Source organism: Formosa sp. Hel3_A1_48 (assembly GCF_001735715.1).
In the GTDB taxonomy this organism is placed as follows: Bacteria; Bacteroidota; Bacteroidia; order Flavobacteriales; family Flavobacteriaceae; genus UBA3537.
Window position 1 is genome coordinate 271454 of record NZ_CP017259.1, and the last position, 13945, is coordinate 285398.

At 34.2% G+C, this 13945-nt stretch carries 7 protein-coding genes; 1 reads left to right on the plus strand and 6 read right to left on the minus strand.

Translation table 11 applies throughout. The features are described from left to right. Positions 1-55: 55 nt before the first annotated feature. The 4 genes from FORMA_RS01200 to FORMA_RS01215 are packed head-to-tail and all read right to left on the minus strand — an operon-like array spanning position 56 to position 7125. Complete coding sequence (locus FORMA_RS01200; protein ID WP_069673946.1) at positions 56-1615, minus strand: sulfatase; 1560 nt, start codon at positions 1613-1615, stop codon at positions 56-58. 11 nt (positions 1616-1626) lie between these two features. Then, positions 1627-3669, minus strand: coding sequence for a beta-galactosidase (locus FORMA_RS01205; RefSeq protein WP_069673947.1), 2043 nt, complete (start codon positions 3667-3669; stop codon positions 1627-1629). Then, a complete protein-coding gene (locus tag FORMA_RS01210) occupies positions 3662-5236 on the minus strand; it encodes a sulfatase (protein ID WP_069673948.1) in 1575 nt (524 codons plus the stop codon). The genes FORMA_RS01205 and FORMA_RS01210 overlap by 8 nt, the downstream gene beginning before the upstream one ends. Before the next feature lie 5 nt (positions 5237-5241). Then, positions 5242-7125 carry a T9SS type A sorting domain-containing protein gene (locus tag FORMA_RS01215; RefSeq protein WP_069673949.1) on the minus strand — a complete coding sequence of 628 codons (1884 nt, stop codon included), beginning with the start codon at positions 7123-7125 and terminating at the stop codon, positions 5242-5244. A 216-nt stretch (positions 7126-7341) separates the two neighbouring features. On the opposite strand from FORMA_RS01215, the gene FORMA_RS01220 reads away from it, so the two are divergent. Then, complete coding sequence (locus FORMA_RS01220) at positions 7342-8895, plus strand: sulfatase family protein (RefSeq protein WP_069673950.1); 1554 nt, start codon at positions 7342-7344, stop codon at positions 8893-8895. Positions 8896-8923: 28 nt separating this feature from the next. On the opposite strand, the gene FORMA_RS01225 is transcribed toward FORMA_RS01220, so the two are convergent. Both FORMA_RS01225 and FORMA_RS01230 read right to left on the minus strand, forming a co-directional pair. Then, a complete protein-coding gene (locus tag FORMA_RS01225) occupies positions 8924-10798 on the minus strand; it encodes a hypothetical protein (RefSeq protein ID WP_069673951.1) in 1875 nt (624 codons plus the stop codon). 129 nt (positions 10799-10927) lie between these two features. Next, positions 10928-13867 (minus strand): glycoside hydrolase family 2 protein, encoded by a 2940-nt coding sequence (locus FORMA_RS01230; RefSeq protein WP_069673952.1) that lies wholly within the window; start codon positions 13865-13867, stop codon positions 10928-10930. Positions 13868-13945: the final 78 nt, after the last annotated feature.

Below are 13945 nucleotides of genomic sequence, written 5' to 3' on the forward strand. Positions count from 1 at the left end.
ATGTTAAAATTACCCCAAAATATTAATTTTTTCATAAATAAACAATATTCTAGGCCTATTTCACAAAAAAATTATCCAAAGCAATACGTAATTCAGCTTTAACATCTTGATATTTTGAAACCTCTGAAATATTTGCCCACTCAAACGGGTCAATTCGATGGTCATAGAGTTCCTCTGCACCATTTTGATAACGGATATACCTAAAATTTTTAGATCGTACCGATAAATGTTGATTTTTTGGATTTTTAGATTTCCAACTTGCTATAACGGTTAATGCTACGGAAGGACCTTCCCAAAGACTAGTTTCAGGATTTTCTAAAAATGGTTTTAAGCTGTGGCCATCTATCTCTGCGCCTTTCTCATTAAGCTTTGTATCGCCCTCCAAACCACATAAATCGTTTAATGTTGGGAAAATATCCACAAGGCTTACAGGATGAGACACTGTTTTACCTGCATTGTGGTCATAATCAGAATGCCTAATAATTAGAGGGACTTTAGTACTTTCTTCCCATAGAGAATATTTAAATAAATAATCTTTTTCTCCCAAATTATAACCATGGTCACTAAACAATATAACCATTGTATTTTCACTTAATTTTGATTGATCCAAGGCATTCATGACTTGACCAACCATGTCATCTGCAAAAGCCACACTTGCCAAGTAAGCTTGCGTGTAAGTTCTGAGAGCTAACTCTTTTGTTGAATAGGATTCTGTTAAAGTTCTAAAAGCCATTCGTCCACGGGGTTCTTTGTCTGAACCAACCCCTAAAAACGTATCGTCTTTGTCATTTTGTAATAAAATTGGTATCTGAACATCTTTAATGGGAAATAGGTCAAAATATTTTTGAGGGACGACCAATGGTGTATGAGGTCTAATAATCCCTAAGGCCATTAAAAAAGGTTGGTGGTTTTTTGTAGACTCTATTTTCTGTAATGTATTAATGGCCCATTGTACACTTTTTTCATCCGTCAGTAAATCGCGATCCTCATCGTTATTATAACGAAATGGGCCCCTAGTTTTCCAGTGAGTATTAAACCAGCCAGTATAACCAGAAGTAGAATCAGTCGGTTTTACCATTGGAACATCTTGAAGGGAAGCAAAAGTAGAATCTAATGGCCCAAGCGTTCCCATAGCTTCAGGGCAACTTGGGTGTAATGCTGCATTTTCTCCGTCAAAAGCCATTGGCCCATAATCTGAAACTTGACCAAGCTCATCCCAAACCCCTCTTTTGTCGACATGAAAAACCTTACCAGTTTTGTAGGTACTGTATCCATTTGTTTTAAAATATTCTGGAATGGATTGGCTATTGACTTGTATTTCATTTTTTAGCCAGTTCCCAAAACCCCAATTTTTAGAGGTTGTGGGCAATATCCCAGTCATAAAACTGGCTCTAGAGGGAGAGCAAACAGGGACATTTGAATGCGCATTACTAAATAAAATACCTTGATTAGCCAGTTGATCGATATTTGGTGTTTGGGCTTGTGGATGCCCACCCATGACCCCAACGTAATCGTTAAGATCATCTAAAACAATCATTAGAACATTTGTTTTTTCTTGTGCAAAAGCATTGAAAACAATAAAATAGAATAGTGCAAAGCAGTACTTTGATTTCATAATTAAGTTTATTAGAGTTTATTTTTTCTTTTAACGTATAACGTTTTTGATACTTTTTTTATAGCTTCAACTAATTCACTGTATGGTTGATCTGTAATACTTACGACACCGATTCTAAAATTTTCACCATCCGATCTTCCAGTTGTAGGTTGATCAGACCATTGAAACCAATGGGCACCAATAAATTGAGTATGTTGGCAGGCCTCTTCAATATATTGCATATACAAATTTGCCTGATTTTCAAGAGAGGACGCATTTCTCAAACCACTCCCCCAAACTCCGTGTGATGCAGTGCCAAAATGAAACTCTCCAATTAGCATTGGTTTGTCAATTTTAGACAATAATTTAAAGTCTTTAACACCATAATCATAAATGTTAAAACTAACAACATCGCAGTACTGAGCTGCAATTTCATGTAAGTTTTTATTAAATTTTGATTTACCATATAATCGACTACCTAAGTATAGATGATTGGGGAATATTTTTTTAAATTCGGTAGATACGATATTGTAGTAAGTATCTGCAAAATAACTAAAAAACAGTTCTAAGTCAGCCATAAATTTAGATGAAAACATGGTTTTGTTATCACCCGAAATATTATTAAATGAAGTAAAATTACTGGCCCAAACTGAATTTAAACTATTAATTGAGCCATATTTTTTTTTCAAAAATTTTTCAAAAGCTTTTCTTGCTGGTTTTTTATTTTTAAGGGATAATATTTCATCCATTAAAGAAAATTTATGTTCCCAGTGGATTTCATTGTTTACAAATACTCCTAAAAGCCAGGGGTCTGAATTTTTATGCGCAATTCTTTGCAAGGATTTTTTTAATGCACTGGAAAATTCTGATGAAAATGGGTCTGGTAATTTGTCGATTTTTCCAATCCCTTGTAACTTAGGATGAATAATAATAGTGTATGGATGTTCAATAAAATCTGATTTTTTTGACCATGCACCGTAGGTGTTTACCCCCCAGTTTTTTAAGCGGCCTGCTGTTACATCTTGGTGTTTCTGTATCCAATTTTCCCCATATTTTCGTTTTAAGTTTAGATAATAAAAATTTATTTTGTCGGGTTTAAATATTAAATACTCCTTAGCTTGTCTTTTATGATATGACGCTGCTAAAGTCATGCTATCTTGATATTTTTTTACACTCAATCGTTCTAAACTCAAATCAGAAAACAAAACTTCTCTGGAAGTTGTTTTAGTGGCACTACCTCCTCCAATTCCAGTTATCCCTAAAGACCAAAATAAATATCCATCAGGATCAACAAACCACCACTTACCATCAAACTTTTTGGTATAAAAAAACCCTTTTGCCTCTTGTTTTGGTCCATTTTTCCAACCTCCGTATTTAGATAAATTACTGTTGAATGAAATTCCATGAAAATCTTTATAATCTTGATTTCCTAAAAATTCCAGAGTATCAATACTATGAAGTTTGCCTCTCCATTTCTCAGCATTGAATTGACCCATTTTATCTAAGATTGGATAGCTTAACTTAGAAAGTGTATTGGAATCATACTCAAGTTCACCAATTCCAAATGGGTGGTTAAAACCAATAAAATCTCCTTCCTCTAAAGGTTTACTTAAAGAGATTTTAACAAATAGTTTCTCTATTTTTGAAGAACTAGGTGCAGCCCAATGTGTTACATACCCACCAGGATATCCTCTAACTTTTTCAAAATGTGATTTCCAAGTATCTTCTTGATTTGGTTTTTGTCTGGTGATCATCATTTCGCAAGTTTTAAATTGATTGGGAGCTATTATAAAACGTGCTGAATTTTCAAGATGTGGTTTAGGATCGTGACTGATATCTAAAATTATTTTTGAAGATGAATTATTTTCGATATTAAAACCAATAAACCTGTGACTAGAGAAATCTAATGGACAATCTTTAAAATCCCAAGAAAATTCATAGTTTCTTTCAGAAATTTTATCATTAACAATGCGAATAATTTGATTTTCATCACAAGACTGATAAACTTGAGCAAAAAGGTTAAAATTGAATGCCCCTATTGAAAACAAAAAAAATTGTAAAATCGTTTTATTCATCTACAAATTTATTTATGAGTTGTTGCACTTCCTGATACAATTCCTTTTTGATATTTAGGTACTCTTTATCATATGCAATATTTCGCCATTCGTATGAATCTTTAGTGTGGTAGTACAATTCCTCTTGCCCATTCCCGTATAAAATATAGCGCCATTTTTTCGTTCTATACGAAAAATTTTGAGTTTTCACAGTAGTATTTTTACCAATGTTACCAATTATAGTTAAAGCTCCACTAGGCCCTGTCCATTCACTATTTTCAATTAATGGCCGTAAAGAATGGCCTCCAAGTTTGCCGCCTATTTCATTTATTCTATAATCGCCTTTTAATTTACAATAATCAATAAATGTAGGATATAGATCAATTAAAGAAACTGGTTGTTCAATTTCAGTAGCCATTTGATTATTTGGTAAGCGAATAATGAGGGGTACTCTAGTGCTTTCCTCCCATGGTGCATTTTTAAAAAGTTGATTTTTCTCACCCATTTGCCAGCCGTGATCGCTGGTAAAAACAACAATAGTATTGTGTTTGAGTTTGCTTTGATCCAGTGCATTAATAATCTTTCCAACCTGAGCATCGATAAATGACACACAGGCCATATAGGCTTGTAAAAAATGTTTTATTGCGAGATTACGATCTCCGCCGTAAGATTCTAGTAACATATTGTAGTATTTTGGTCCTTTTAAATCACGATGACCAAAATTTGATTCCCAAAAAGTATCATTAGAGTCATTCTCAATCCACGGCTCAAGATAAATCTCATCTAATGGATACATCTCAAAATATTTGTCAGGAGCATGCATTGGGGTGTGAGGCCGAACAAATCCAATTCCCATAAAAAAAGGTTGATTTAAATTATTGGATTCTAACTCTTTTATTTTAGTGATGGCCCATTCAGCGTGTAACTCATCTTGTAATAAGTCTCGATCATTCTCATTAATGTACCTAAAGGGTGATTTGGTCCAACCATAAACCCATCCTGTTTCGCCTTTCACACCTTTAGAAATCCCAGCATCTGACAAACGTCCATACGAACCATCAATTGGACCTATAGAACTAAATGGTTGAGGGACTTTGGGATTAGAAATATTGCTTTGCCCGTCAAAATAAAAAGGCCCATAATTATTACCTAACTTATTACCCCAAACGTCCCAATCCTCAAGTGATTTACCATGAGTGATTTTTCCAGTACCAAGGGTCAAATACCCGTTTTCTTTGAAATAACGCATGATGGTCTTATTGTGTTTTAACACCTTTTGTTCTTTTAAATCAGTCCATCCGAAATCTTTGGAGGTATGCGGGTATACACCTGTTATAAAACTATTTCTCGACGGAGAGCAGACTGGAACATTAGACTGTGCATTAACAAATCTAATCCCAGAATTAGCCAACCTATCTATATTTGGCGTTTTTATTTGCTTATGGCCACCAAAGGCACCTAAGTAATCATTTAAATCATCGCATACTATGAAGATTACATTGGGGTTTTTTAAGTCCTGCCCTTCACAATTTGGTATGATGAATATCAAAATAATTAGTAAAACAAAATTTTCAAATTTAAGTTTCATTTAATCTAATTTTTAATAAATAGCTGTGATTCATAGCCCTCTAATAAAATAAAATATATTCCCTTTGACAGTTTTGAAATTTCAAGGCCATTATCATAATACTTGTCCATAACAAGCTCCCCTGTTGTATTATAGATTTTTATCCTTGTAGATGGCATAAGGTTGGTAATAAATATTTTATTAGAGGAAGGATTGGGGTACAAGACTAAAGAGTCTGAAATTAATGTCTGATCTGAATGACCAAGAATTTCACCATTTTTTGAATTACATGCTCCAATATTTGGTGTTCCAAAGTCAAAATCTATTGGATTTCCATAAAAATCAACAACGGGGTAACTCGGAACGTGGTTAAAAATTCCTGTTCCTGCTCCAGGAATGGGTGGACCTTGATACGCTATTCCAGCATTAACTGCAGCACTATTGTTGAGTAACTGATACCCCAATTTATCACCTGAATTTTCATTATTGAAATTTGGATTTCCAAATACGGGATGGGTATCTAAGTTTTCAAAACTATTTCTTACATTCCCGAAAAACAAATTATTGCGCATGAACAGTGCAGTTCCATTAGTATTCATAACCATTTGTTTTCCACCAAGAAAAGCACCATTTGTAGCATAAAAAATATTATTAAAAATATAAGTATTCGTGGCTACAACATCAATGGCTGTGGAATAATCATAGTTCATCACGATAGTATTATTATAAATATAATTCTCATTGGAGTAATGTATATTCCCACCTGGCGTATTTTCATTGATCCAAATTGTATGGTTACTATTAACCCAGCCGGGGTTCTCACGCCACCCATCGTTAACACTCACATTAAAACGATAGACAGCATTAACATTTCCTCCTAAAATTTCAACAAATCCGCCTTCACAATCTTCCATATAATTATATTGAACAAAAGTGTTTTCGTTTTCATGGTCAATATGAATGCCATGAGAATCTAGATAGCCTCTAACGTGTAAGCATTGATTGTATTGAATTACCGTATTTATGGAACGCCATGTCCAAACTGAACTCCCACGATTTGGCATTCTGGGGTCTGAGTCGTCCCCTGGATATTCAAAAATATTATTTTCAATCAAACAATTATAAGTCCTTGATGGAAGAATACATGTACCACCAGTTCTAAAAAAATGATTGTTCCTAAATACAAAGTTTTTGTTTCGACTAATATCATTATTTCCATGACCACCACCATGCTTAACATGTACACCAAAGCGCTGCAAATCTGTAAAATAACAATTCTCAACCAGTACATCTTGAATATTTTTGGGATGGTCTTCAGAATTCCAAGAACTAAAAAATCTAAGTCCAGCAACCTCTAAGCCGTTAAAGCTTTCAGGTTCCAAAATAGGTTCTACGGCATAAACATTTTGAAAAATCATATTTCTGAAGGTAAAATTTCTCATAATTTGATTGCCTGTATTGTGAATATGAATCCCATAAGAATCTTTATCATCAATTCCGGTTCTGGAATGTAATCGTTCATTCTGGATTTCAAGACCATCAAAGATAATGTTATCATTGTTGTTCACATAGACCGCTTCCCTATAATCACCCCCACCTGAGGAGCCAACTTCCCCAGTAAGGATTGGTTTTGCTCCATTTCCATATGATGATATTATTATGGGGTGAGATAGCGATCCAGATCCATTTACTATGAAATGTCCATTGAATTGTTCATCAGATTTAAATAATACCTGATCTCCTGGCCCCAAATTTGTTTGTGATATTTTGTTCAATGACTTCCAAGCATTGGCTGGGGTGTCCCCAATATTTGTATCGTCACCGGTTGTAGCATCAAGATAATAAGTTGATTGTGCAAAGGAAAATACACTAAAAAAAACAAAACAAAAGAAATTAAATTTAACCATCATCCACTTTTAATTTTTATTTGGAATTAAAACAAAATGTAAATTTAGAGCTATTATTTAGGTGTACTTTACAACTCTTAACTAATACTAAACTATAATTAACTTAAATATATTTCATCCTTGCCATGGTAACTACTGAAAAACGATTGTTAATTTGGTAGTTTAACGTAACCTTTAATTATCATAAATTTACAATTCAAATAGATAATTTAAACAGGGATGTATTCAAAAAAAATAACATGGGGGCTAATTATAATTGTTTTATTAACTTTTTCTTGTACTGAAAAAAAAGCCCAAAACAAGTCGTCAAAAAACTCAACACCAAATATAGTGATCATTTATACAGATGATTTAGGTTTTGGTGATATCAGTGCAAACGGCGCCACAGAAATTCAAACCCCAAACATAGATAAACTGGCCAATAATGGAATTCGGTTTACTAACGGATTTTCAAGTTCGGCAACTTGTACACCTAGTCGTTATGCTTTGTTAACAGGTATTTATCCCTGGAAAAATAAACGAGCTAGAATTCTCCCAGGGACTGCACCCTTAATTATCGATACCGCTCAAGCAACACTACCAAAAATGCTAAAAAATAAGGGCTACCATACTGGAATCGTTGGCAAATGGCATTTGGGTCTAGGTTCAGGAAATGTAGACTGGAACAAACGCGTTTCGCCTGGACCAAACGAAGTGGGATTTGATTATGCCTACATAATGGCTGCCACTCAAGACCGAGTCCCAACTGTTTATATAGAAAATGGTAATGTTGTTGGATTAGATCCTAATGACCCTATCGAAATTGATTACGCCAATAACTTTGAGGGAGAACCCAATGGATTGGATAATCCAGAACTCATTTCAATGAAATGGCATCACGGTCATAACAATAGTATCGTTAATGGAATTCCTAGAATTGGATTTATGAGAGGCGGAGAATCCGCTAAATGGAGTGATATTGATATGGCAGATCACTTTCTCGTCAAAGCACAAGACTATGTCAAACAGCATAAAAATGAACCCTTCTTTCTATATTATGCCATGCAGCAACCTCATGTACCACGTACTCCTCACCCTCGTTTTGTTGGAACTTCTGGAATGGGTCCAAGAGGAGATGTTATTTTGGAAGCAGATTGGTGTGTTGGAGAATTCATAAAAACGCTTGATGATGAAGGACTCTTAGAAAATACTTTAATCATATTCTCAAGCGATAATGGCCCTGTATTAAATGATGGCTATTTTGACCAAGCTGTAGAAAAAATTGGAAATCATAAACCTAATGGCGTATTTAGAGGCGGTAAATACAGTCTTTTTGAAGCAGGTACAAGAGTTCCTTTTATTGTTTATTGGAAGAATCGTATTGCACCCAAAGTATCAAATGCCTTAATCAGTCAAATAGATATAATGGCCTCAATCGGTACCCTAATAGGTAGTGATATCGAAAATACTGACAGCCAAAAAATGTGGAATGTACTCTCTGGTCAATCTGATCAAGGCAGGAATTCTCTAATTATTGAGGCTACTACACGAACAGCTTACAAGCAAGGCGATTGGGTAATGATACCACCCTATGGTGGACCAGAAGTTTTAGAGCAAGTAAATATAGAGATTGGCAATTCAAGTAATTATCAACTTTATAACCTTAAGGACGATAAAAGTCAACAAAATAATTTGGCAAACTCAAAGCCTGAAAAGCTTCAGGAGTTAATAAAAGCCTTTAATGCAGAGAAAGGGAATGCCAACACCAAGGTTGAAGCTATTGAATTAAAGTAGCTTTTAATGAAAATTATTGTTCTAAGATTTAGGTAATCAGTAGCTTGATGGAAATCTTCTTACTATTTCGTTCCAAAATCATTTCATAAACTCCATGCTTTAATGCTGCAATTGCAACATTAGGGTGTTGTTTTGAAATACGTCCTTCTTGCTTGACTTTTCCCAAAATATCAAGAAGTTTATAGTCATATGTATCCTCTACTCCACCCAAAATAATTAGTCCTGAAGCAATAGGATTTAATACATGGACACCAACACCCTCAAAATATAACGCTCCATTTTTTGAATTATTTGCACCAATATTTGGGGAATAATTCTCATCGATAGGTTGATTAAAAAAATCTTTAGTAGGTGTTTCCTCTACAGATGAAAAAACAAATGAGGCTTCGACAGGAAAACGTGGATGAGCAAACTCACCAATATATGGGGTGCCGGAATTGATTGTATTAGGCAGGTCATTTACATCATTCTCATTCACAGAGCCAGATGATGGTTTTCCCAATAACTTATGGTCGTCTCTGTCCATAAAGCGTTTAGATATTTCCCCCAAGAAAAAATTATTTTTAACGGCAGATAATGAGTCTTTCAATATCATTTGTTTTGTGCCAATTCCCGAACCGTTAACAGCGTAAAAAATGTTATTAAAAATTCGTGTATTCAATGCATTGATATCTATAGCTGTTTGGAAAGGATAATCCTTGCGATCTAAAATTATGGTATTATTATAAATAAAACTATTGTTGGATTCGTGCCCCCCTTTACCGTTTATTTTGTTGTTTAACCAAATGGTGTGATTACTATTTTTCCAGTTTGGGTTTTGGCGCCAACCATCGTTCTTACTAATATTAAAACGATAGGTAGCACGCTCATTATCTCCTAAAATTTCCACGAATCCCCCCTCACAATCTTCCATATAATTATATTGAACCACAGTGTCTTTGTTATGATGGTCAACATGTATGCCGTGTGAATCTAAAATACCTCTAATTCCAATACACTGATTATATTGAATAACTGTATTGACACTATAATAATTCCAAACAGCACTACCTCTACCAATCATTCTATCATTTGTTTTTGCTCCTGGCTGATCAAATATATTGTATTCAATAAGGCAATTTCGGGTTCTAGAAGGTAATATACATGTTCCTCCAATTTTTGAAAATTCATTTCGTCTAAAAATAAGATTAGTATGCCTATGATCTTTTCCTTTTTTACCTTGGGCATGCTTGATATGAATACCAAAGCGCTGCAAATCAGTAAAATAACAGTCCTCCACCAAAACATTATCGATGTGGGCTTTATCCCAATCAGAAAAAAATCGAATAGCGGCGACCTCAAATTGGTTGAAGGCGTTTTGGTTTGAAGGATCAACATAAACTAGAGAATAGACATTCCTGAAAGTCATTCTTCGAAAAATAAAATTGTGCATCACCTTGTTGCTGGAATTGTGAATATATATACCAAAACTATGCGCATTATTATACTCCAATCTGGGCTTCAATCTATTATTTTGAATTTCTAAGTCTTCAAAAACAATATGTTCGTTGTTATTAACATAGATTGCTTCTCTAAAATCACCCCCTTGTTCCTTATCTAATTGCCCCGTCAGAATGGGTTTATCACCACTATCATATGACGTAATCACTATTGGCTGATTAAGATTTCCTGAACCATTAACAACAAAATGGCCTTTGAATGTATCACCGGTTTTAAAAAAAACTGTATCCCCTGGCTTTAATTTCTGTTTACTAATCTTTTCTAAACTCTTCCAGGGCTTTGATTTGTGTCCTTTATTGGAATCACTTCCCATTGAACTCGATAAGTAATAATTGGTTTGTGCATAACCAATTGAGCATAGAATTATGAATATTACAAGGTTAATTTGTTTTATTATTTTCATTTTTGATACAATATTAATTTTACAAAAGTTATGTTTTAATGTTGAAAATGGTTCAAAGTTTTAAATTAAAATTAGTGTAATATGATAGGTATGTATCATATCCTTTTTAAATATTTTATTTGTAAACACTTAATTCTTACTTAGACTATATGAAATTATATTCATCAATATTTTTTCGGCCACTGGATCTTTCCCAAGGTTTTCTATAATCCGTAGTGTGGAAAGTAACATTTGACCTTTTCCATGGTCAGACTCCAAAACATCAGCCGCCCACCAAACCTCACCAGGGCCATTATAATGTCTAAGCATAATGTCATTATTTGGAAAATGATCATAACCGATCATTCCAACAATATAAACCCCCTCCTGTTTTGCCATTGAAGTTATTGGGTGTATGTTTTCATAAACGCCATGCATAATTTGATTAGTGGGAAGTCCCTCAAAAATGGGGTGTTTCTTTATTATGTGTGATTTCGCAGCCCAACCACCAAGAGTGGGCCATTTTCCTAACATTTGAGCATTTGTTGGTAAGCCTTGTTGGGGAATTTCTTTTAAAACTCTGTCAAAATTTTTGGTTGGTTTACCCTTGACCTCTAAAAATACAGCATATCCACCCTTGTTCACATGATTTTGTATCATTTCCGCATCCTCAGCGTATTGCTTTTTATTTTCTGATTGGCCTACAATTACTGGGATATCAACATCTAAAGCTGGTGTAAAGGGAATAAAATTGATTTTTTTAGATACTAAGAAGTTTGTTAAATCCCCCTTTGGATCGTGTAGCGCAAACAATTCTTTTGGTAGTTGATAACTTTCATTATCAAATACATCAAAACTTTCAGAATTTTCAGTAATAGCATTTCCTTTTTTATCTAAAATGACTGCATGAACTTTATAACTTCCATTCATTTTTAGACTAGATAACTTTTTATCGAAAAGAACATTGATGCCACGGTCTAAATCACTTATAGAGGTTTCACTAAAGACAATATTATCCAAGGAATCCTTGATTGAAATTACCGCTTTAACGTCAGAATGATTGTTTTCATTGACGCCATAAACCTTTAAATTAAACCCTTGATTTTTAAAAACATTTCTAGGGAGTATTCGAATTGGAGCAACAGTGGGTTGGTTTGCAGCTTTGGTCATGTCATAAGCCAAAGTTTTTGGATTTCTCCAAAGGTCCAGAAGACCAGCACCTAAAACCCAATCACCTCCAACAAGAGCATGTATGCAATAGCCTTTTATTGAACTATTTAATCGTGAAGCTTCAATCATGCGTTTGTTGGCAATTCCGTGCATTTTTTGCTGCTCCAAGTATAGTAATTCTGTATTTTGATAAATACCATCAAATTCAATTTTTTTCAAGACTGAATGAAACCCTTGGTCTAAGAATTTGTGGTATACAGTAGGGGCTAAAATGGGATTACCCTTTTCTTTAAAGGTGATATTATTTTGAACTAAATTTGGAGTACTTCCATACCCAAGCTCAGAAATATATGACATAATTCCTGGAACAACATTTTTTCCGTACCCCTTAACTTTGGAAAGCTTGAGTTGTTTTTTCTCGGATTGTGTTTTACCCGTAACCAAGTAACCATCAAATTCCATCTGATTAACCTGGGAACCACTGTAATGGTGAATATCATTAAACTTCGTTGGGGTTGTTTCATAAGGGAGATAAATATTTGCTCCTTCACCCCAACCCCCAGATTCATCGAGAATCATTCGACTTGGATCTAGTTCTCTAGCTAAAACAGACATTTCGTTGAGCATTTGTGTTAAAATCGGTCGGTTAATTTCATTAAAAAGCTCCCATTGTACTATAGATGTTCTGTTTCTATTATTCAAAATAGTCTTTTTTAACTCATTTTCTACGACAAACGGTAATCGTGGAGTAGAAATAGGTCGATACATACATTCAACAACAAGACTTCCGACGACTAGCACCCCCAATTCGTCACAAAGCTCTAACCACATTTTTGGAGGTGGTTTTCGCCATGGTCTAATCATATTAAAGCCTGCTTCTTTAGCTAATTTAATTTCTTTTATTGCCATTTCTCTGGAGTCTGGGTAAGCCATACCGACTGGATACAAACCCTCAAAAAATGCAGCTTTTAAATATATTGGCTTGCCGTTTAAATAAAACTCATCATTTTGAACTGTGAACTCTCTAAACCCAAATTTATGTCTCCACTGATCGGAAATTTTTTCTTTTTGTTTTAAAATGATTTTAAGCTCATAAAGATTAGGGTTGTCCACATCCCAAAGCTGAATGTTGTCAAATTTTAACAAATAATTGGTTTGCGTTTTTCCTGGACTCAGTGTCAAAGATTTTGATTTCGATACCACTTGAGCCTCGCCTTGATTAAAAACTTCAAGCTCTAGACTAGCTTCAATAGGCGAAATTTCATGATTGTAGATTTCCAGATTAACTTCTAATGTTTTATTGTCGATATCAGTTTCAATAAAAACATCCTTTAAATGAATAAATCGTTTTCTTAATAAAGAAACAGATTGCCAAATGCCTCCATTAATAGCACCTCTCCACATGGGAACCTCTTGCCTTCCCAAACCATCTATGTTTTTATCGGTCAATATTATTGGGGTAATAACGCGTACAATTATTGAATTCTCTTTATTTAAATCAATAAGTTGGTCTATCCTAAAGCTAAATGGAGTGTATCCCCCTTCATGAAATCCTACAACCTCGTCATTAATCCATATCTCAGATTTGTAATTTACTGCATCAAATTGAAGTTCAATAATTTGGTTGTCCCAGTGTTCAGGAATCGTGAAGGTTTTTCTATAAAAAGCAACACCCTCATAATTTTCATTAAAAGACTCTAATGTAGATGGTACAGAAATAGTTTTTTTGTGAGTGAGTTTATCAAAATTTTCATTCAAATGCCATTTTTCATCAATCCCTATATTTTTATCATCATAAATAACTTCCCATGAACCATCTAAACTTAGTCGTTCTATCCCATGTCCAGCTTGAGCAATAACATTGGTTGAGAGTACTATAAAAAATAGAATCAACGATAAAATAGCTGTCTTGTTAATCATATAAACTTCATATTTTTTTTTTACAAATATCTTTGGCATTTTAAATACTGTATCTACACTAGTTAACAATAATTGGAC